General features: G+C 42.4%; 22 protein-coding genes. 7 read left to right on the top strand and 15 right to left on the bottom strand.

Going from position 1 to position 19,597, the window contains the following annotated elements; all coding sequences use genetic code 11:
• Positions 1 to 55 precede the first annotated feature (55 nt).
• The gene (locus NSQ20_RS14685; protein ID WP_340032845.1) at positions 56 to 640 is read right to left on the bottom strand and encodes a TetR/AcrR family transcriptional regulator; all 585 of its coding nucleotides are present in this window, start codon (positions 638 to 640) and stop codon (positions 56 to 58) included.
• 168 nt (positions 641 to 808) lie between these two features.
• Here NSQ20_RS14685 and NSQ20_RS14680 point away from each other — a divergent pair, with 168 nt between their 5' ends.
• Both NSQ20_RS14680 and NSQ20_RS14675 read left to right on the top strand, forming a co-directional pair.
• Positions 809 to 1,171 (top strand): iron-sulfur cluster biosynthesis family protein, encoded by a 363-nt coding sequence (locus NSQ20_RS14680; protein WP_036608559.1) that lies wholly within the window; start codon positions 809 to 811, stop codon positions 1,169 to 1,171.
• Between the two features lie 464 nt (positions 1,172 to 1,635).
• The gene (locus tag NSQ20_RS14675) at positions 1,636 to 2,409 is read left to right on the top strand and encodes a M15 family metallopeptidase (RefSeq protein ID WP_340032844.1); all 774 of its coding nucleotides are present in this window, start codon (positions 1,636 to 1,638) and stop codon (positions 2,407 to 2,409) included.
• 140 nt (positions 2,410 to 2,549) lie between these two features.
• On the opposite strand, the gene NSQ20_RS14670 is transcribed toward NSQ20_RS14675, so the two are convergent.
• Positions 2,550 to 2,789 (bottom strand): hypothetical protein, encoded by a 240-nt coding sequence (locus NSQ20_RS14670; protein ID WP_243391427.1) that lies wholly within the window; start codon positions 2,787 to 2,789, stop codon positions 2,550 to 2,552.
• Between the two features lie 130 nt (positions 2,790 to 2,919).
• Here NSQ20_RS14670 and NSQ20_RS14665 point away from each other — a divergent pair, with 130 nt between their 5' ends.
• Complete coding sequence (locus NSQ20_RS14665) at positions 2,920 to 3,552, top strand: nitroreductase family protein (RefSeq protein ID WP_047842731.1); 633 nt, start codon at positions 2,920 to 2,922, stop codon at positions 3,550 to 3,552.
• Positions 3,553 to 3,808: 256 nt separating this feature from the next.
• Here NSQ20_RS14665 and NSQ20_RS14660 read toward each other — a convergent pair whose 3' ends face one another.
• A complete protein-coding gene (locus NSQ20_RS14660) occupies positions 3,809 to 4,969 on the bottom strand; it encodes a leucine-rich repeat domain-containing protein (RefSeq protein ID WP_340032843.1) in 1,161 nt (386 codons plus the stop codon).
• A 166-nt stretch (positions 4,970 to 5,135) separates the two neighbouring features.
• On the opposite strand from NSQ20_RS14660, the gene NSQ20_RS14655 reads away from it, so the two are divergent.
• Positions 5,136 to 5,600: a GyrI-like domain-containing protein gene (locus NSQ20_RS14655; RefSeq protein WP_036608575.1), complete on the top strand. Its 465-nt coding sequence runs from the start codon at positions 5,136 to 5,138 to the stop codon at positions 5,598 to 5,600.
• 215 nt (positions 5,601 to 5,815) lie between these two features.
• Here NSQ20_RS14655 and NSQ20_RS14650 read toward each other — a convergent pair whose 3' ends face one another.
• The 4 genes from NSQ20_RS14650 to NSQ20_RS14635 all read right to left on the bottom strand — a co-directional run bounded on the left by NSQ20_RS14650 (position 5,816) and on the right by NSQ20_RS14635 (position 8,137).
• Positions 5,816 to 5,968, bottom strand: coding sequence for a hypothetical protein (locus NSQ20_RS14650; protein ID WP_200868493.1), 153 nt, complete (start codon positions 5,966 to 5,968; stop codon positions 5,816 to 5,818).
• Between the two features lie 35 nt (positions 5,969 to 6,003).
• Positions 6,004 to 6,546: an NAD(P)H-dependent oxidoreductase gene (locus tag NSQ20_RS14645; RefSeq protein WP_340032842.1), complete on the bottom strand. Its 543-nt coding sequence runs from the start codon at positions 6,544 to 6,546 to the stop codon at positions 6,004 to 6,006.
• 34 nt (positions 6,547 to 6,580) lie between these two features.
• Entirely contained in the window at positions 6,581 to 7,009 is a 429-nt protein-coding gene (locus tag NSQ20_RS14640) for an Rrf2 family transcriptional regulator (RefSeq protein WP_036608578.1), read from the bottom strand.
• 129 nt (positions 7,010 to 7,138) lie between these two features.
• Positions 7,139 to 8,137: an NAD(P)/FAD-dependent oxidoreductase gene (locus NSQ20_RS14635; RefSeq protein ID WP_340032841.1), complete on the bottom strand. Its 999-nt coding sequence runs from the start codon at positions 8,135 to 8,137 to the stop codon at positions 7,139 to 7,141.
• A 202-nt stretch (positions 8,138 to 8,339) separates the two neighbouring features.
• Here NSQ20_RS14635 and NSQ20_RS14630 point away from each other — a divergent pair, with 202 nt between their 5' ends.
• Positions 8,340 to 8,579, top strand: a complete 240-nt coding sequence (locus tag NSQ20_RS14630) for a 4Fe-4S binding protein (RefSeq protein WP_036608584.1) — start codon at positions 8,340 to 8,342, stop codon at positions 8,577 to 8,579.
• A gap of 70 nt (positions 8,580 to 8,649) precedes the next feature.
• Here the strand turns inward: NSQ20_RS14630 and NSQ20_RS14625 are convergent, their stop codons facing one another.
• Positions 8,650 to 9,297 (bottom strand): metalloregulator ArsR/SmtB family transcription factor, encoded by a 648-nt coding sequence (locus tag NSQ20_RS14625; protein ID WP_315935133.1) that lies wholly within the window; start codon positions 9,295 to 9,297, stop codon positions 8,650 to 8,652.
• Positions 9,298 to 9,630: 333 nt separating this feature from the next.
• Between NSQ20_RS14625 and NSQ20_RS14620 the strand changes: the two genes are divergently transcribed.
• Positions 9,631 to 10,272 (top strand): superoxide dismutase, encoded by a 642-nt coding sequence (locus tag NSQ20_RS14620; protein WP_315935132.1) that lies wholly within the window; start codon positions 9,631 to 9,633, stop codon positions 10,270 to 10,272.
• Positions 10,273 to 10,371: 99 nt separating this feature from the next.
• On the opposite strand, the gene NSQ20_RS14615 is transcribed toward NSQ20_RS14620, so the two are convergent.
• The 3 genes from NSQ20_RS14615 to NSQ20_RS14605 all read right to left on the bottom strand — a co-directional run bounded on the left by NSQ20_RS14615 (position 10,372) and on the right by NSQ20_RS14605 (position 14,596).
• Positions 10,372 to 11,616: an aminopeptidase gene (locus NSQ20_RS14615; protein ID WP_036608587.1), complete on the bottom strand. Its 1,245-nt coding sequence runs from the start codon at positions 11,614 to 11,616 to the stop codon at positions 10,372 to 10,374.
• A gap of 115 nt (positions 11,617 to 11,731) precedes the next feature.
• Positions 11,732 to 13,273: an acyl--CoA ligase gene (locus tag NSQ20_RS14610; protein WP_340033028.1), complete on the bottom strand. Its 1,542-nt coding sequence runs from the start codon at positions 13,271 to 13,273 to the stop codon at positions 11,732 to 11,734.
• Positions 13,274 to 13,591: 318 nt separating this feature from the next.
• Entirely contained in the window at positions 13,592 to 14,596 is a 1,005-nt protein-coding gene (locus tag NSQ20_RS14605; protein WP_340032840.1) for an aldo/keto reductase, read from the bottom strand.
• A gap of 201 nt (positions 14,597 to 14,797) precedes the next feature.
• Here NSQ20_RS14605 and NSQ20_RS14600 point away from each other — a divergent pair, with 201 nt between their 5' ends.
• Positions 14,798 to 15,643 carry an AraC family transcriptional regulator gene (locus NSQ20_RS14600; protein WP_340032839.1) on the top strand — a complete coding sequence of 282 codons (846 nt, stop codon included), beginning with the start codon at positions 14,798 to 14,800 and terminating at the stop codon, positions 15,641 to 15,643.
• A gap of 53 nt (positions 15,644 to 15,696) precedes the next feature.
• Here the strand turns inward: NSQ20_RS14600 and NSQ20_RS14595 are convergent, their stop codons facing one another.
• Genes NSQ20_RS14595 through NSQ20_RS14580 form a run of 4 tightly spaced genes read right to left on the bottom strand, consistent with a single transcriptional unit; the run spans position 15,697 to position 19,381 of the window.
• A complete protein-coding gene (locus tag NSQ20_RS14595; protein ID WP_340032838.1) occupies positions 15,697 to 16,095 on the bottom strand; it encodes an Asp23/Gls24 family envelope stress response protein in 399 nt (132 codons plus the stop codon).
• 28 nt (positions 16,096 to 16,123) lie between these two features.
• Positions 16,124 to 17,203, bottom strand: a complete 1,080-nt coding sequence (locus tag NSQ20_RS14590) for an AI-2E family transporter (protein ID WP_047842724.1) — start codon at positions 17,201 to 17,203, stop codon at positions 16,124 to 16,126.
• A 35-nt stretch (positions 17,204 to 17,238) separates the two neighbouring features.
• Entirely contained in the window at positions 17,239 to 18,696 is a 1,458-nt protein-coding gene (locus tag NSQ20_RS14585) for a HAMP domain-containing sensor histidine kinase (protein WP_340032837.1), read from the bottom strand.
• Entirely contained in the window at positions 18,674 to 19,381 is a 708-nt protein-coding gene (locus NSQ20_RS14580; RefSeq protein WP_340032836.1) for a response regulator transcription factor, read from the bottom strand. The genes NSQ20_RS14585 and NSQ20_RS14580 overlap by 23 nt, the downstream gene beginning before the upstream one ends.
• Positions 19,382 to 19,597: the final 216 nt, after the last annotated feature.

Here is a 19,597-nt window from a genome sequence, read left to right as displayed (position 1 = left end):
TAAGCGTCCATTTTCAAGAAAACGTAAAGAATTCTTACTCAAATCATGTAAAACGTTAATCCATAGCCCTTAGGGTCATCTGTACAAAATCCCGCAGCGCTTCTGTGCTTGCACCGCTCTTAGCCGTAAAGGTCAATGAGAGTCGGGAATAATTCAGAAAACGGGCAAGCCCGGGCAATTCTTCCTCTGCGTGCTTCAATTCGCCGCTCCTCTGGCCTCGTAACAGCGCAGTATGAAAAACATCTTCCATTTGTTGGTTAGTGGTTTGAATAAAGACGGCGATTTCGTGATTTTGTGGTGCCTGTTCAACCGCGCTATTAATGATGAAACATTCATTACGACGTTCGTTGTCTGTCAACACGTTAACCGCTTCATTGAACAACTCGGTCACGCCTTGCCTCACACTTGTGCATTCGTTTAATAGTTTGATCCCCGCCTCTGTCTTCTGCTGAATATAGAATTTAAGAGCAGAGACAAATAAATCATGTTTAGTTCCGTAGGTGTCATACAGGCTTTGCCGCGCAATGCCAAGTTCACTCAGCAGTAAGCTCAAAGATGTACCTTCATAACCGTACGCTCCAAATACAGACGTTGCTTTTCTTAGAACAGTCTCCGTGTCGAACTCCTTGGCTCTTCCCAATTTAAGACCTCACCTCCCTATTCATTAACTAAAGAATACCTTTTCCAGACTGATCAGTCAAGAAAATAAATGCTTTGATTTTTGCCAAAGTGGTATAATGGGAATAGAAGCTGAATGAATTCTTTTACCATTTACCAACCATGACCACATATAAAGGAGTGTACCTATATGTATATTCAAATTACAGATTTGGCTTCAAAACGATTGACGGAAAGCCTGAATGACCAACCTGGATATTTCAAAGTGATCTATGACTTGGAAGGTTGCGGATGTAACGGAGTTATCGCTATTATCATTGTTGATGAACTTGCGGCTCTCGACGCGCAGATTGAAACCAATCTGGTTCCGTTCTATGTTGATCCGAAGCAGCAGCTGAACCTTGAACAACACATGAAGCTGGATACAGAAGAGAATTATCCTTCTTTCAAATTAAGCAGTGATTCTGGTGTGCTCAGCGCCAACGTTCGCGTTCGTGACACCCGTGCTGTAACTGCGGGAAGCTCCGGTGGATCTGACGCCTGCATGTTGTAACACAGTCTCCAGCATATTTGAAGTAATCTAGCATTATCTCTCTTCACATCAAAAGCCGTTGCATCTAATGCAACGGCTTTTTTAACGTGTTTTTGTTTTATATGCCTCTATCAGAGTTGCAAAAAAGACTCTATAAAAGATGAACTAAACATTTACATGAAACGGAGAGGACAGAAAAAACCTGAAGAAACGAAGTGTTCGCCTAAAAGCTTTCTGAAAGAAAGCTGCTTCGTAAGCATACGCTATCCCAAGATTTTCACCATTATAAAATTGAATCAAAAAAATCAGGGGATAACAGCGATTGGAAGGTTGTTCTGTCATCGTAGTGTCCAGTGTAAATATCTTTGGTTCAACTTATATAGCAAACTTTGTTTACAACTCGGAAACAATTGGAGAACCTATGGATATAATCCTCTAGTATACTCGGTATATAGATTCATATATTCCGAGGAGGAACACACATCATGAAATCTTTTACTCGTAAATCCATCATATCTACAATTCTCATAGGCTCTGTTGTAGCAGGTTCTGCTTTTACTACGTTTCCCATCACTTCAAGCCTGAATCCCGTCGCGTCTGCTGCAAGCTCTAGCTTCACTCAATTTCTGCATGATAATGCACCTGGTCGTACGATCAAAACGATTAAAAATGTCGCAACTGTGACCAATGTGTCCAGTACGGTTGTACTTGTCAATAAAAAGAGAAATCTGCCTTCAACTTATGCACCTCAAGATTTGGTTGTACCTAATATTCCTTTTAGCTTCTCAGGTTCCAGTCCGAAGAAACAAATGCGTAAAGTGGCTGCAACCGCGATTGAAAAATTATTTGCGGCTGCCAAAAAAGACGGCATCGATATCAAAGCGGTGTCTGGCTATCGCTCTTATGCGACCCAGAAATCGATCTTTGACCGTAATGCCAGCATCAAAGGTGAAGCTGTTGCCAATAAAACAAGTGCTCGACCAGGACAAAGCGAACATCAAACGGGTCTAGCCATGGATATCTCCAGCGCTTCGGCCGGTTACGATCTTCAGCAAAGCTTTGGCAACACCAAAGAAGGCAAATGGCTGAAAGCCAATGCCCACAAGTACGGTTTCATCATCCGTTATGGCAAAGATCAGGAGAAATTGACTGGTTACTCCTATGAGCCATGGCATGTACGTTATGTCGGAGTATATATTGCTGGTGAGATTACCAACCCGAAACTTACGCTGGAGCAGTATTTGGAACGTGCCAAATAAGGCAAGTTTGAACCAAAAGCTTAGACAGTTATAATTATGTGTTTAGATAAAAGAAGCGTGACTATAGATAACATGACTGAAGGAGAAGATGGGGCCGCAACTGGCCCTCTTCTGCTTCAATTTTTCATTTACACACTTCATCATGTCCCAACGATTTTTCTAAAGACCAGTGGCAGTCTCTTCAGACCTTCTGTTCCAGCCCAAGAGCCTACTCCAGCAAGTATTACATTATGGCACAAATAAAGTGCGACATTGTACACGATAGGGCCTAGAATAATCTCCACGACTACAAAACGTTTTAACGTCGAAGATTGGATCACATATACCCGAAATTCATGAGGGTCATGTCCTCCCATATACTTTGCGATCAATGCTTTCATGAATCACCTCTAGTGTTTTATTTTAGCGTATGGCAGACGATCCTTGTCTTATTCTAAAATAATACTTACATAAAGTAACTAAGTGTGTTATAGTCAGTTTATAAATCATACATAAGCGAGGGAAACTACCATGAGTGAGTTGGAGAATCTAGTCAAAAACCGTAGATCGGCCGTTATTTTTGAAGAAGGAATTGAAATTTCGGATTTGGAACTGCAAGAAATGTTTGCCCTGAACAAATTTGCACCATCTGCCTTTAACCTGCAACACACGCACTATCTTGTGATTAAAGACGAGGAACAGAAAGAGAAAGTCTATGAGGCTTCCCAGCAATATAAGGTAAAAACAGCTTCTGCAGTCATCGTGGTATTGGGCGACGTCAACGCGCATCATCATATCCGCACTATTAACGAAGGCCTGCTGAACCTGGGCGCTCTTACTCCGTTCCAATACGAGCAGGAATCCCAAAGCGTCACCGAATTTTACGAATCTCGCGGCAGATTCTTCCAACGTGAGGATGCGATTCGCAATGCCAGCCTGTCTGCCATGCAATTGATGCTGATCGCTCAGGATCGCGGTTGGGACACTTGTCCAATGATTGGCTTTGACTCGGAAGAACTGCAACGGAGTCTGGAAATCCCTAACCATTACGTACCCGTTATGCTGATCACCATCGGCAAAAAGTCGGAAGCCAAACAGCGCCCACGCGGTTACCGTAAACCGATTAACGAATATGTTAGCTTTAACAAAATGCACGCTGAATAACATATAATATAAGTTGAACTAACATTTACACGATAACGGAGAGGACAGAAAAAACCTGAAAAAGCGAAGCGCTCGCCTAAAAGCTTTCTGAAAGAAAGCTGCATCGGAAGCATACGCTATCCCCGGATTTCCCCTTTAGAAAAGGAATGGAAATAAAATCTGGGGATAACAGCGATTGGAAGGTTGTTCTGTCATCGTAGTGTCAGTGTAAATAATCTTTAGTTCAACACAACAAAAAAGCCACGATCTCGTGGCTTTAATACGTTTCATAGATCAACGTATCCAACATGTGAAATTCATCGTCAAACTCCGCATATATGTATAATCGGCCAGCAGGTGTATCCCCCGCATCATAACCCAATCGGAAATATTGATCTCCCTGAAATTCTGCATCAGCCAAAATCAATGTATTGATATCTTCGTCCGGATGAGCCTCGGCAATGGTTTTAAGTGCCTGCTCACCAAGCATGTCCCACCGTTTCCACGTCTCTTCCATATATGAGGATAAGGCTTCCATCTCTGTCTTGGTTGAAACCTGTGCAGTGACTACCAGTTCTTTATCCTGAATAAGTAAGCTCATCTGATAGTTGGACATCGAGACGTCATACTGAAACACACCCATCCCCTGAACTTCATGATTGGATTCAAAAATCAGATTGTCTGCATACTGCAGTCTCTCCAGCTTGGGATTAGCGCTATAATCCAACTCGGTCAATTTGTTCTCGGAACAGTACAACTCTTTTAGTTGTACGTTATGGCGAATATCCAGCTCGCTAATGTGATTGTTAAAACACCGGACACTCTCTAAAACCATATTTGAACGAAAATCCAACTGTTTGATATGGTTATGGTTACAACGAAGTTCAATCAAGTTTGGACAACCTTTTACATCAAGTTCCAACATGTAATTGTTGGCGCAATCAAGTCGCCGCAGTTGTTTATTGTGTTCAAGTTCAAGTGAGAAAAGAGCGTTATAACTGCAACTAAGTTCCTCCAACTGCTCAAGGGGCTCTGAAGCCAGCTCCGACAACATATTCCAATGACACTCCACCGTTATAAGTTTGGAATTATGAGAAAGATCCAATTTGCGAAGTCGATTAAAACTGCAATCCAGCACCTGCAAATCCGAATTGGAACGGAGGTCCAGTGTAAGAAGCTGATTCTCTCTGCAACGTAACGTCCTCAGCTTGTGATTCTGAGCCAGATCCAAACTGGTCAATTGATTATAGGCACAATCCAGCTCTTGAAGACCCCAGAAATACTCGATTCCATCAAGATTGCTAATATTGTGATTTGAGAGTTCTAATATCTCAGCCTCACAAACGTCACTCTCCTGGATGAAATCCCGCTGCTCACAAAAACGATCCAACACAACTTGCCTGAAATGTTCATCCGTGAAGGCATAAGTAATATCCATGTATAACCCCTCCCCCTCTCGTTTTGCTCTATTGGAACAGTCTTCCAACATATTATCACTATTCTATGAGTTTCGTCGCCGGGATTCAACAATTACCTAAGCAAATTCTTTTATACCATGTTAGCATCCAACATGTAAGAGAAATCATACAGAGAGGAAGATTTTCATGGAAATGGTTATCGAAAACCTCCCGTCGTATCGTATCGCCTATGTGCGACAAGTTGGTTCGTATGGGCCTGCCAACAGTCAAGCTATGGAAATGTTAAAGAGTTGGGCTAGAGCCAAAAATCTGCTTACTGCATCGACCGTTTTATTTGGTATCCCCCAGGATAACCCGGAAAGCACGATTCCCGAAGATTGCCGATACGATGCTTGTATTGTCATTTCGAAAGATTTTCCTATGGATGAATTGACCCCCGATCTAAACGAAACTGAACTTCCAGGCGGGCAATATCTGGTTTGCAAAGTCAAACATACTACAGAGGCTGTTCAGCAAGCATGGACTGAAATTTTCCCGCGTTTGCAGAGTAGCGGTTATACTCTGGATAACAAGCCAGTTATGGAAAGGTATACAGGCCATCTTGTTAACCTTGATTTTTGCGAGATATGTGTTCCAATCAGGCTTGTTTAGTTGCAAAAAAAGTGACTTTAGTCAATGAAGTCACTTTTTTGCTTTGGGTTTCAACAAAGACCACTGAACCACTAATCTCTTCACTCGGCTCCCTGCTATTGCTAATCAAGCTTAGAAGAAGATTTTTTACTGAATTGTATTACACTTTCAGTGCGTTGAGTATCTTGGTAAAAAGCATTGGAGCAACTCTACCGAAGCAAATGTAGATTGTTGCATTATTGTTTTTCAAAAAATTCAGTTGCTTTATTCACGTATTTCAAGTATTGCGAAGGTAAATCCTCTTCATAGTAGATCGCTTCAACTGGACAAACGTCTAAACAATCAGCTGCTTTTTCTGAAATACATGCTTCGGTAATTACAAAAGGCATTTCTTCCAATCTCCTTTTCGTATTAGAATGATATCTTATCGCGTCTTCAATTGAATCTGCATGAAGACTATTTCTTCGGCCAATTTCTCCAACCGACTCAGCGCATCAGCATCTTCGATTTTATTATCAGCACCAAAATGATCACTATTTAGATAAACATATCTTGGCGCTACATATGAACGAAAAAAGCCCGCGATCGGTTTTAATTGATTTTCGACAACCAAATAATGCTGATATGTGCCCCCAGTTGCAATAAAGCCTATCACTTTATTATAAAAACTCTGTACAGGGAGTAGATCGAACACATTTTTCAGTACACCTGTCAAAGAGGATTGATATATAGGTGTGCCGATAACGAAAAAATCAGCATCAATCATTTTTTGGATTACTGACCGGGTGTGTTCATTATAATCCTCTAACTTGCGGCCATCGCAAAATTCGATGTTTTTGTATTCTCTCAAGTCTATTAGTTCAATTTCAATTTCCGGATGATTTTTTTTCACGAATTGTAGTACAGTATCCACACCAATTGCAGTCTTTGATCCAATCAATGACCCAGACAAACCTATTAATTTCATAACTGGTCCTCCTAATCGCTTATCTGTATTTGAACTATTCCGTTCGTTCTAATTGACAGTCAGTCATTAATTTGAGCATACTACCCAAGTTGATTTTTCCTAACTGCCTCATCAGTTGTTGTTCACACTCTATAAAAATACTTGTGAGTTGCATATCTATCTCTGCTGTTAGATGTCCCTTACTGCTCATAGATGGTTTAGGAATCTGTAAAGGCTTAGACGACACCAATTTATATATATCTTGCAAGGTTATATCATGCGGCTCCACAGACAACACATAACCACCATCAATACCCTCTTTTGTCTTAACATATCCCACTTTTTTAAATGAGCTAAGGATACGGCGTATCCTAACAGGGTTTACACTAATCTTTTCTGAGATCTGAGCACTGGTTAGTTTCTCATTCTTATGTGAACTAAGGATAATGAGAATGTATATGACAACACTTAGCTCACTATTCATATTAGGCCCCCCTAGTTCATTATTCTTCGTAGTTGTCCTTCAAATCCAATGGCATGAACTGTAGGAGGCTGACCTTTATCAAACCATGATTTTCTTTGAAATCTTGCGTCATTTACCTTGCTAAGCATATCAGAGCTTCATGTTACTGCTATGACCTGGTGATAATTTGGCAGTAGGATCAATATAAACCTTAGCATTGTTGATTGCAGTTGGAGCCTCTCCGAAGCCTACAGCGATCAGCTTAATTTTCCCTGGGTAGGACGTAACGTCTCCAGCTGCAAATACTCCTGGAATATTGGTTTGCATCCGCGTATCAACAACAATAGAGCCGTTATCAACGTCCAATCCCCACTCAGCAATGGGACCCAAAGAAGAAACAAAACCAAAATTCACGATAAGAGCATCACAAGGAATGATTCTTTTCTCCCCCGTTTTCGCAATAGTGACTGTAATCTCGGTTATCCGTTCATCACCAGTTAATCCGGTAATCTCAGACGGAGTGACGATATTAACTGAAGATGCCCTCAATTTTTCAACGCTATGTTCGTGAGCACGAAATTTATCTCGTCTGTGAAGTAAAGTGACTTGTTTGGCAATGGGCTCAAGCATAAGTGCCCAATCGACTGCTGAATCTCCACCACCGTTAATAATCACGTGTTGATTGGAGAACTGCTGCAAATCTTCAACAAAATAATGAAGGTTAGATTGTTCAAACTGACTCGCGTTCTCCAGTTCCAATCGGCGTGGTTCGAATGCCCCTATACCTGCGGCAATAATAACCGACTTACTGTAATGAATAGATTTATCTGTAATAATTTCGAAATGATGTTCCCCTTTTTTTAATACCTGTTGTACCTTCTCCTCTAAATAGACATCAACCGGAAATAATTGCATCTGCTCCAGTAAATTTTCAACGAGTTGAGCAGCTGTAACCCTTGGAAATCCAGCAATATCATAGATATATTTCTCAGGGTATAGGGCAATCGCTTGACCACCTAATTGCGGCATACTATCAATAATTTTGACACTTGCTTGACGCATACCAGCATAAAAAGCGGCAAACATTCCAGTTGACCCACCACCAATAATTGTGATATCAGTAATTGATGGAGTAAGTTCTAGTGACAATGGGAGCTCTCCCTCTCTTTATGTTTTTATAATACACAACATAATATACTATAATATATAAAATATATAAATATCAAATAAAACTCTTTATTAAAATCAAACATAAACGATAGATTTGATATTTTTATACTTATGTGTATATTATGTATATGTTAAAGAGTTGAGAATAGTAGAAATGAAAAGATGGGAGGTGTGGAGGAATATGCCCTTTGTAATTACAGAGCATTGCATTCATGAACAAGCTGCCGATTGTCTTGATGTATGTCCAGTCGATTGCATTGTAAAAGGAGAAGACCAATATTTTATCAATCCTGACCAATGCATAGATTGTGGAAACTGTGAAACAGCTTGTCCTGTTGGAGCTATTTATTATGAGGAAGATTTACCTGATCATCATCAAATATATGTAAGCAAGGCACTCGACTTCTTTAAGTTAAGTTAAATGAATATATAAAAAAAGATGCTTCCTAGCGTTATGCTAGGAAGCATCTTTACATATCTAATACGTTCAATTACTCTTTTTTTACTTTTATGGAATATGTGCAACGTTGGCCGCCGTCAGCCAAACACTCCATTCTTTTGACTTCAGCATCCCCAAGCAATGATTTAAACATACTTAATTCACATTGACAAACCTTCTTATATTTCATGGCGACGTGACTAATTGGGCAGTTATTTTCCTTTAAAATAAATTCATCATCGCTAATCTTCTCAAGTCCCACCATATAGCCATTCTCATTCTGAATGTTCGCAAGTGTCTCAACACGCTCCGAGATATTTTTCGCTTTCATACTTTGATCATATTTTTCGATCATTTTATTTTTGCGACTTTCAAAAATTTTCTCAACAGCTTCCGGTCCTAATTGTTCTTCAAGCTCAGTCAATATATCCAATGTTAGTGAATGATATTTATTAGGAAAATATCCTACAGACTGTTCAGTTAAACAATACACTGTTGTTGGTCTTCCAATAGATTGTCGCTGTATCTTAGACGTAATTAAATTATCTCGTTCTAGCGATTGGATATGACGCCGAACCGCCATGGTGGTGATCCCAAGCTCATCGGTAAGATCTTTAGTAGTCATGTCTCCTTTGGTTTTGAGGAGATGTAATATAATTTCTCTGGTTGGAAGACTATTCACCAGATCAGGATTAGTCATTTATGATTCAACCTCCTTACGAATAAACAATTTTTAACACCTTCGATTTCGTGTATACAATCCATGTATATCGCTCTCGTTGTTTACATCATCTCATGTTCTCAGATACATTATATCCTTAAACAACCGATATAACTAATTTTATATTTATTATATATAATATACGTGTTAGTTCAAACTCTAATAAATGGAAAATAACCCAAACTATTAATTGTGATCATATAAATACGAGAATAACAAACTAAACTTTATATACATAAATGTTGATTAAGTATATAAAATGAAGTATGATCAATTTAGAAAGATCATTATATTACATTGGAGGAATAACACATGACATATCAATTACCTGCATTACCCTATGCAAATAACGCACTCGAACCACATATTGATGAGCAAACGATGATGATCCATCATGATCGTCATCATAATACTTACATTACGAATCTGAATGCTGCTCTGGAGCATTTGCCTGAGCTGCAAGGAAAATCTATTGAAGCTTTGATCTCCAATCTGGACAGTGTTCCACAGGAACTTCGCGCAGCTGTTCGAAATAACGGAGGCGGGCACGCCAATCACAGCTTGTTTTGGAAAATCATTGGCCCCAACGGGGGAGGAAATCCAACAGGAGCATTGGCAAAAGCGATCGATAATGAACTGGGCGGATTTGAAGAATTTAAAGCGAAATTTACGAAAGCGGCAACTACTCGGTTTGGTAGTGGATGGGCGTTCCTTTCCGTTGCGAATGGAAAATTGAAAGTCGATAGTCTTCCTAATCAAGATAGTCCTTTGATGGAGGGGGAAACTCCGATTATTGGTCTGGATGTCTGGGAACATGCCTACTATTTGAAATACCAGAATAAGCGCCCAGATTATATTAGCGCATTTTGGAATGTAATCAATTGGAGCGAGGTAAATAAGCGCTACGAATTGGCAATCAAACAAAGCATTGATTCCAACTTCATCATTTCATAAATTCAAGTCTTCAACTATGCTGCTAAGATTATGACCAAAAGGAGAAGAGCAACCTCATTAGAGATTGCTCTTCTCCTTTTTCATTACACATATTAGAAATTAAAATGCCCAGTTGCCTTTACGGAATACCGGCTCGATTGTGCCGTCTTGTAACTCACCATCAATATCCAGTTCAGCGGAACCGATCATGAAATCAACGTGAGTCAAGCTCACATTGCACTCATGCTTCAGCAACTCTTCGTTCGACATGGTTGTGCCATCTTTCATATTGAAAGGATACGCACTTCCCACAGCCAAGTGGCAAGATGCATTTTCATCAATACCCGTATTGTAGAAAATACGATTCAGGTTGGAGATTGGGGAGTCATGTGGTACGAGTGCGACCTCACCCAGATAACGTGCTCCTTCATCGGTGGCAAACAGGTTCTTCAAATGCTCTTCACCGGATGCTGCCGTAAACGCTACAACCTGTCCATCCTTGAATGTGATTCTCATCTGGTCTACCAGTTGCCCGTTCAGGTTCAAAGGCATGGTACTGCTGACATATCCATTCACTCCACTGCGCTTAGGCATGGTGAATACTTCTTCAGTCGGCATATTGGCAACCGTGTATACACCTTGTTTATTTTCGCTACCACCGCCACCCCAGATGTGGTTGTGGACCAATTCAATTTTCAAGTCTGTACCTGGCGCACGGTAATGCAGGCTCTTATAGTTCTTTTTATTCAGGAGATCACTCATGGTATTCAGGGTATCCAGATGTTCTCTCCAATTTTGTACGGCGTCTCCGCCATCTACACGGTTCATTTTGAAGATCGTTTCCCACATCACGTTGATTCGGTCTTCTTCCGGGATGTCGGCAAATACCTTGTTCGCCCAAGCTTTGGTTGGGGCCTTGATCAGACACCAGCTAATTTCATGGTTGCGTGTGTATTTGGCATATCCGCGACGTGCGTGTGCGGCTGCCTTGGTAGCACGGGAAACGCTGTCGGAGTCAATTCCGTTATACAGTTCAGGATCTGGAACTTTGATCGTCAAGGTAGCGCCGCCTGCTTCCGCAAACTTTTCCATCATATCCGCTTTCCACGCTGGATAATAGTCGAAGCTGTCATTGGAACCATGCTCAAAACGACTGCGGGTAATGTTGTCGTCATCAAAGTCCACTTGTACATAGTTTGCACCAGCCGCATAGGCTTTTTGCACAATAAGACGTGTGAATTCAAGCGTTTCGATCGGTGCAGTAACGAGCAGATCCTGTCCTTTTTGAATATTCACGCCAACTTTAACAACAAGTTCTGCGTATTGTTCCAATGACTTTTCAAAGGTTTGTTCAAATTGACTCATGGTTGTGTTCACTCCTGTTTCATATATTGTACGACCGCTTTCGCTTCTGCAGAATCGATTCCTTCTCTTTCACTACGCAGGCACACTCCCCAAAATTTCATCTATACAAAATGATCTAACTATTACGTTTTTCTTGTTCGCGCAGTTCGATCCGGCGGATTTTACCAGAGTTGGTCTTTGGCAGATCCGTAACAAATTCGACCTTGCGTGGATATTTATAAGGTGCTGTAATTTCCTTGACGTGGTGTTGCAGTTCACGCATCAGTTCCGGTGAAGCCAGTGAATCGTCTCTCAACACAACAAAAGCTTTGACAATATTGCCACGGATCTCATCCGGACTTGCAACCACCGCACATTCCTTCACACTGGCGTGTTTCATGAGTGCTTCTTCCACTTCAAATGGTCCAATCGTGTAACCCGAACTGATGATGATGTCGTCACTGCGACCTTCAAACCAGAAGTATCCTTCTTCGTCTTTGCGTGCACGGTCCCCTGTTACAAAATAATCGCCGCGCTGACTCGCTTCCTTCCGTCCCTCATCCTGATAATAGGACCGGAACAAAGCTGGCATCTCTTTGTGTACCGCGATATCTCCTACTTCACCCGCAGGCACAGGTTGTCCCTCTTCATCGATGATTTCAATCAACCCAGGTGTAATCGACTGACCCATCGAGCCAATACGTACAGGCGCATCTTTGAGACTGCCGATTAACAACGTGCTCTCGGTCTGTCCATATCCGTCCCGAATAGTCAGGTCAAAGTGACGCTGGAAGATTTCAATGACTTCCTGATTGAGCGGTTCACCCGCTGAAACAGCACTGCGCAGATGAGACAGGTCATAATGTCCAAGATCATCGGCTTTGGCCATCAACCGATATTCCGTTGGTGTACAGCAAAGGACATTAATTTGATGTTCTTGCATCAGTTCCAGGTAACGCTTGGGCTGGAATGATCCATTGTAGACCAGTCCGGTCGCGCCTCTTCCGAGTACCGACAGGAACGGACTCCAGATCCATTTTTGCCAGCCAGGTGCAGCCGTTGCCCATACGGTATCTGAAGGTTGAATATCCAGCCATAATGAAGAAGCGATCCGCAGGTGGGCATATCCCCAACCGTGGCTATGTACAACTCCTTTGGGATTACCAGTTGTGCCCGAAGTGTAAGCAAGAATAGCCGTATCATCACGGTGAGTTTCCACCGCAGCCATCTCTTCAAGTTGATTCTGCATTAACTGATGCACACTGACCCAACCTTCAGCAGGTACGCTAACTTCTTCATTCGGTGATGCCACGATGCGATGTGCCAGTGACGGCAGATCCGCGTCCATCTTTTCCACTTCCGAGGTCGTCTCGGACCATACTATAACAGCCCGCGCCTCAGAGTGACGCAGACGATATTCCAGATCTTTTGCCCGTAACATCTCGGAGGAAGGAATAACGGCAATCCCCAATTTCAGACAAGCAATATAAATGACATAGGCAATAATACGGCGTGGTACCATGACCAACACCCGATCACCCTTCTCTAGTCCAAGTTCACGCAGACCTCCAGCAAGACGGTTCGCCTGCTTGAACAAATCACCATACGTGATCTCTTCCAATTCTCGTTGATCGCTGAGCCATCTAAGTGCAATCCGGTCTGATGGATGATTCTCCATCTCGGATGTCAGGTTATAGCTTTCAGGCGAAATCCACTGTTCAAAGTTCAAATGGAGCCTCTCCTTCGTAGTTCAATTGTATAGCTTCTATATATTATACCCTAAATCCTAGGACCAGGTGCTATGAACTAGGTTCATTCTGAAAAAAATAAACATAGGTCAATTAATGAACTATTATAATAGATCTTATCCTATAATGAAAATGACATATACAAAATGGCGCCTTCCTGATTGATCAGGTAGGCGCCATTTTCATTCTTCATTTATATTACATTAGTTTTACCTAACTATAATTTTCACACAGCTGTACTGTGTATGTTACCACGGATAATTACCCATTCCGTCCAAAATGCTTTCGATCTCATTCAACTCTTCCGTTGTCAGGTCAGGTGCGCTGAGCGAAGCTACATTTTCTTCAATCTGGGACACACGGCTTGCACCAATCAGTGCAGAGGTTACACGGTTACCACGCAAAATCCAGTTCAGAGCCAGTTGAGAGATCGTCTGACCTCTTCGTTCAGCAACCGCCTGAAGCGCATCGAACTTGGCAATCCGTTCGTCCGTGTAAGCTTCTTTTTTCAAATTGCCTGTTGGATTGGCTCGTTCCTCCTTGATCTTATCGACATATTTATTCGTCAACTGACCGCGGCCAAGTGGACAGAATGCAATGGAACCTACGCCCTGCTCATCCAGTACGTCCTGCAAACCGTCTTCAATCCAGCGATTCAGCATCGAGTAGTTTGGTTGATGAACCAGACATGGCGTACCCAGACGACGCAGAATGGTTACCGCTTCTTGTGTCTGTTCTGCATTATAATTGGACAAGCCCACATACAGAGCTTTACCTTGCCGCACGATATGATCCAGCGCCGTCATCGTTTCTTCCAATGGCGTGTCCGGATCTGGACGGTGATGATAGAAAATGTCTACATAATCCAGTCCCATCCGACCAAGACTTTGATCGAGACTGGCAATCAGGTTTTTGCGGGAACCCCATTCGCCGTAAGGTCCACTCCACATATGGTAGCCTGCCTTCGATGAGATAAGCAGTTCATCCCGGTAAGGACGAAGATGTTTTTTGTAAATCACGCCAAAGTTCTCTTCCGCTGATCCTGGAGGTGGACCATAGTTATTCGCCAGATCAAAATGGTTAATTCCGAGGTCAAAGGCACGCAAAATCATCTCTTCCTGAATATCCAATGTGCGGTTACCACCAAAGTTCTGCCATAAACCCAGCGCAATTTGCGGAAGTCTGATTCCGGATTTGCCGGAACGTACATATTTCATCTCATCATATCGTTGTTCACTCGCAGTATAGGGCATCGTTATTCTCACTTTCCTGTAAGGTTTGTTGAATTCCTTTTCATCTTAGACATTTTCCTGGATAAACGATATGGCATTTCACTTTGAACATATGGAATAATGATTGTTATCTATATATACTAATCTTAAATAATTAATCTTTTAAGCTATTTAGTATGTTAAAATGCAAGATGAGACGAAATCGTACAGGAGTGAATACCCTTGATTACGTATATGTTCAAAAATAATCATTTTCAGGAGCTTCAGCTCCTTCATTATGGAACCGAAGCCTGTACACCAGGTCACCACTTTGGCCCTGCCATGCGAGACTATTATAAAATTCATTATATTTTGAATGGCAAAGGCACCTTCGAAGTTGGTGGCAAAACGTACACCCTGCACAAAGGTCAAGGATTTCTGATCGTTCCACATTCCGTCGTGCATTACGAAGCAGATCAGGATGACCCATGGGAATACAGCTGGGTTGCTTTTCAAGGCAGCAATAGTTCTTCCTTTTTACAGCAAGCATGTCTGTCCGAGCATCACCCGATTTTTGAGCTGGGTAATGAGGATGACGAGATGCGATCCTGCCTGCACCGAATGATCAATTCCCGCAATACCCACAAAGGCTGGGAGATTAGCATGACTGGTTTGCTGTATCAGTTCTTCTCCATTTTAATTGATCAGGCCAATTCAGAGCACCTTCAACCCATGCCGGATTATTCGAAGGAAACGTATGTGACGCAAGTGATGGACTTCATTGAAATGAACTATGCCAATGCCATTACCGTGCAATCCATCGCGGCCCATGTCGGTTTACAGCGCAGTTACCTGTGCTCTCTCTTCAAGGATCAGATGGGAAGCAGCATCCAGTCGTATCTGGTTCATTACCGGATGCGCAGGGCAGCCGAACTGACGCTTGATCCCGGTCTGACCATTGGTGATATTGCCCGTTCTGTGGGCTATAACGATCAATTGCTTTTCTCCAAAATGTTCAAAAAAGTGATGGGCGAAGCTCCCACCTATTACCGCAAACATAAAACAGCACCCTCCCAGTTAAGTTGTTAATTGGGAAGGTGCTGTTTGTGCCAATCGTTATTCCTTACATTCTTTTCATTGGTTTATACCGTCTCCGGCATGGATACGCCAACAACTTGCACTTTGATTTCATCGACCATAACACCGGCCAATTGCTCTACAGCCTGTTGAACATTATGTTGAAGTTCACGGCAGACCTCGTGCATCTTGTTACCATATTGAATGTTGATGCGCAGCTGGATGGTTGCCTGATCGTCTTTGACGTGTACGTCAATCCCTTTTTGCAGACTCTTGCCGCTGATGCTCTTGGCAATGCCTTCAGTCAGTCCAACGGACATGGAGGATACACCAGCCGTTGATTGAGCGGCCATTCCCACGATCTTGGATAACACATCGTTCGAGATGTGAATGGTACCCATTTGAACAGATTGAGGTGCGATATATTCAGGTTCATTGTATTGTTTTTCGATAATTTCAGACATGTGCTCCACTCCTTCGAATAATTAAATTCTATGCATTCTGCCATTTGTCCTTAAAGAACATGTTATAGATTCGAACCAAAAGAATTTTAACGATCATATAAACCGGGATAATAATCAGGATGGCAATAATCCCACCCAGGTCGCCTGCACCCAACACCAGAATGATGGTCGTGAGCGGGTGAATATCCAGCTTTTTGCCGAATACGTACGGTGCAACCAGGTTGTCCTGAATCTGCTGAGCAACAAGAATAATAATCAGAGACCAGATGGCAACTGATGGTGATACCACGAGACCCATGATCACAATAGGTACGGATGACACAATCGCTCCGATAAACGGAACAAAGTTCATGATGACCGCAATTACCGTGAGCAGTAATGCGTACGGCAGTCCAATGATCAAGAAACCGATATACATCAGTACACCCAGCGCCAGATTGACCAAAACTCTTCCCACGATAAAACCACTCAACGCCTGATCAATCTCAATTACAACATCACGGCTGTCATTTTGGAAACGTTTTGGAGCGATATGTGCCAATTTACGACCAAATTTCTCGCCTTGTAACAGCATATAGAACAAAAGGATCGGTAGTGTAAACAAGATGATCGCAAAACTGGAAACAAGTGAGAAGAATCCACTTACATAGTTGGTTACAAAGTTAAATCCTTTGTTGATATACTCCGTGATCTGGGAGAAAGGTGTCGAGCCCTCAGGGAACAAGGCCTGAATGGCACCATTTTGCTCCAGCTCTCTCAGCTGTTCACTTAATGAATTAATTAAACTTGGTGCGTTATCGACCAGATTGATCAGTTGCTCACGTAACGATGGCCATAAACCAATGATGAAGAACACTCCCAGAATAGCAATAACCAGATAGATTAGCAAAATACTTAGCGTGCGATTTATTTTCTTTTTCTCCATATAATTCACAAGCGGCCTTAGCAGATAATAAAAGAACACCGACAACATCATCGGCACGGTAATGACCGTGATCATGGTGACGAGCGGCTGAAAGATGAAGCTTACACGTGATAATAAATAGATATTAACCAATATCAGCGCCAGTGCAATACTGAACCGGACAAACGTATTTACTTTGAACAAAATATTTCCCCCCACATGGACATTTCTTCTCTTATTTAATTTGGAATCTCAATGCTAAACACGGTGGTTTCTCGCCCACGCCGGGAAAGGATCAGCCGTCCGCCCATTTTCTCCGTATTACTTCGTGCGATGGACAAACCAAGTCCGGTGCCTCCGGTCGCTGTCCGCGCCTCATCCCCTCGTACAAACGGGTCAAAGATCGTTGACCACAGTTCTTGTGGTATGCCCACTCCGTTATCTGCCACCTCTATCACCACATGGGTATGAAGCGGAATGAGTTCGACGCGCAGTTCGGTCCCGATTGGATTATAAGACAGAGCATTGGTAATCAGATTCTGGATGACTCTGGATAACAGCTCCGGATCGTACCTCGCGTAGATCACCTCATCAGGAACAAGTACATGAAGGACAAACTGTTTCTGTTCAATCTCCCCATAGGTATCTGCCATAATCTCGCGCAGGAATTCTCCAATCTCTCTTCTCTGAATATGCATGCGAAAATCGGGCGAATCCACCTTGAGCAGCTCCAGCATATTCTGTATCATGCGTGCAACTTGAACAGACTTGTTATAGATGTATCCCAGATATCTTTGCTGCCTATCCTTGTCCTCCCCACGTCCTTCCACCAATGCCTGCGCATATCCCTGTATGGATGTTATCGGTGTCTTCAGATCATGTGATAAGTCTACAATCAGTCGCTGTTTGCTCTCTTCCGCGTAACGTTTCTCCGCAGAGGTATTTTCAATGACATCCGCCATGTAGTTAAAGGTCTCACCAATCTGGACAAATTCCCTCTCGGCTGAGATCGACATCCGCGTACTATAATTTCCTTGTATCATCTGCGTAAGACCCGAGGAGAGAATACTGAGTGGTTTTTTGATTCTCCGTGCGACCCAATAGCTATAGACAAAGATCAATAATAAAACCAAACCGATGCCAATCATAATGTAAAAGGATAGTGGATGTTTCAGATTGGTAATCAACTGATTATCATTAATTCGCACGCTGACCAGATCACGCGGGATTTTGAGCAATACATACGCTGCCGCTCCTTCTGTCGAGAGAGGAGTGATCGAATAATAGTATTCCTGGTCACTCCGATTTTCCAGTCCATCATACAGATCAGCTTCGCTGTATTGTGTGAACGCATCTTGCTTGTCTCCCACATGATGAATGACATTGCGATTCCCATCCAGAATTTCAATCCAGCCCCCGCTATCCTTGAGACGTTGAATCTCTGTGTCTTTGCCTTTCGACACCGAACCTCCACCGGAATAAAATTCGTTTTCCAGCTCCTCCACATATACATGGGCTTCAACATTCAGATTCGGGTCTACCACCTGATCCGAAATGCGAAAATCCACGACATCAAGTGAAACCATAAGATACACAATCAATACCAGTAACAGTAAAAAGAAGTTGAACAGCAAGAAGTCCAAAGTCAGGGATGTCTGCAACAGTCGCTTTTCTCTAGCTTTCCATGGGCGCTTCAATTTTGTATCCCAGTCCCCTTATCGTTTTGAGATATTCCGGTTGTCTGGAGTCACGCTCGATCTTCTCCCGAATATTGCTGATATGTACCATGATCGTGCTGTCCTCGTGCGCATAATAATCACCCCAGACTGCTTCGTATATTTTTTTACGGGTGAACACTCGGCCAGGTTGATCGAGCAACAATTCCATAATTTTATACTCTGTAGAGGTTAATGTTACAGGATTTCCTGAACGAAAAAGGATACATTGGGATCGATCCAGCCTCAGATCACCTAATACCAGATTCTGTTCTTTCGCTTCGGGGATCTCCGCTGCATCAAATTGATTAACTCTTCTGAGCAACGCCTCTACTCTGGCAACAATCTCAAGCGGGTTGAACGGCTTCGCTATATAATCGTCTGCCCCAAGTCCAAGTCCAAGGATTTTATCGTGATCCTGACTTTTAGCGGATAGGAACAGTACAGGCATGTGATATGTAGCTCTGATCTGTTTGATCAACTGCAATCCATCCATTACAGGCATCATGATGTCCAGTATGACCAGATCTATCTGTGTTGAACGTATGCATTGTAATGCCTCGGCTCCATTCACCGCAGTTTTAATGGTATAGTCCTTCTCCAGATATAGTTGAAGCAGTTCAACAATCTCTGGTTCGTCATCCGCAATTAATACGGTGTATCTCATGTTATTCCTCTCATTTCCTATACTCTATGCCTATCTCTACATTATTACTATATACTACGTCTCTTAATTCAACCTAAATCATTTCTAAAGATAATCTAAATAAATAGAAATAGAGCCCTGGCTCATGCCAAGGCATCAACTAAAAAAGGGCTGTTTTCAGCCTACATTCAAGCTTTTCGTTCTTCATTCAGGCTTTTCAATCTTCATTCGGACCAT

It is taken from the genome of Paenibacillus sp. FSL K6-1122, from assembly GCF_037977015.1.
Taxonomy (GTDB): domain Bacteria; phylum Bacillota; class Bacilli; order Paenibacillales; family Paenibacillaceae; genus Paenibacillus; species Paenibacillus amylolyticus.
Note: the sequence above shows the minus strand (reverse complement) of the source record. Positions and strands in the feature narration are given on the sequence as shown.

Bases quoted from the DNA above. Each gene is read 5' to 3' on its own strand.
- NSQ20_RS14680 (WP_036608559.1), top strand. From the start codon at position 809: ATGTATATTCAAATTACAGATTTGGCTTCAAAACGATTGACGGAAAGC.
- NSQ20_RS14675 (WP_340032844.1), top strand. From the start codon at position 1,636: ATGAAATCTTTTACTCGTAAATCCATCATATCTACAATTCTCATAGGC.
- NSQ20_RS14670 (WP_243391427.1), bottom strand. From the start codon at position 2,789: ATGAAAGCATTGATCGCAAAGTATATGGGAGGACATGACCCTCATGAA.
- NSQ20_RS14665 (WP_047842731.1), top strand. From the start codon at position 2,920: ATGAGTGAGTTGGAGAATCTAGTCAAAAACCGTAGATCGGCCGTTATT.
- NSQ20_RS14660 (WP_340032843.1), bottom strand. From the start codon at position 4,969: ATGGATATTACTTATGCCTTCACGGATGAACATTTCAGGCAAGTTGTG.
- NSQ20_RS14655 (WP_036608575.1), top strand. From the start codon at position 5,136: ATGGAAATGGTTATCGAAAACCTCCCGTCGTATCGTATCGCCTATGTG.
- NSQ20_RS14650 (WP_200868493.1), bottom strand. From the start codon at position 5,968: ATGCCTTTTGTAATTACCGAAGCATGTATTTCAGAAAAAGCAGCTGAT.
- NSQ20_RS14645 (WP_340032842.1), bottom strand. From the start codon at position 6,546: ATGAAATTAATAGGTTTGTCTGGGTCATTGATTGGATCAAAGACTGCA.
- NSQ20_RS14640 (WP_036608578.1), bottom strand. From the start codon at position 7,009: ATGAATAGTGAGCTAAGTGTTGTCATATACATTCTCATTATCCTTAGT.
- NSQ20_RS14630 (WP_036608584.1), top strand. From the start codon at position 8,340: ATGCCCTTTGTAATTACAGAGCATTGCATTCATGAACAAGCTGCCGAT.
- NSQ20_RS14625 (WP_315935133.1), bottom strand. From the start codon at position 9,297: ATGACTAATCCTGATCTGGTGAATAGTCTTCCAACCAGAGAAATTATA.
- NSQ20_RS14620 (WP_315935132.1), top strand. From the start codon at position 9,631: ATGACATATCAATTACCTGCATTACCCTATGCAAATAACGCACTCGAA.
- NSQ20_RS14615 (WP_036608587.1), bottom strand. From the start codon at position 11,616: ATGAGTCAATTTGAACAAACCTTTGAAAAGTCATTGGAACAATACGCA.
- NSQ20_RS14610 (WP_340033028.1), bottom strand. From the start codon at position 13,273: ATGGAGAATCATCCATCAGACCGGATTGCACTTAGATGGCTCAGCGAT.
- NSQ20_RS14605 (WP_340032840.1), bottom strand. From the start codon at position 14,596: ATGCCCTATACTGCGAGTGAACAACGATATGATGAGATGAAATATGTA.
- NSQ20_RS14595 (WP_340032838.1), bottom strand. From the start codon at position 16,095: ATGTCTGAAATTATCGAAAAACAATACAATGAACCTGAATATATCGCA.
- NSQ20_RS14580 (WP_340032836.1), bottom strand. From the start codon at position 19,381: ATGAGATACACCGTATTAATTGCGGATGACGAACCAGAGATTGTTGAA.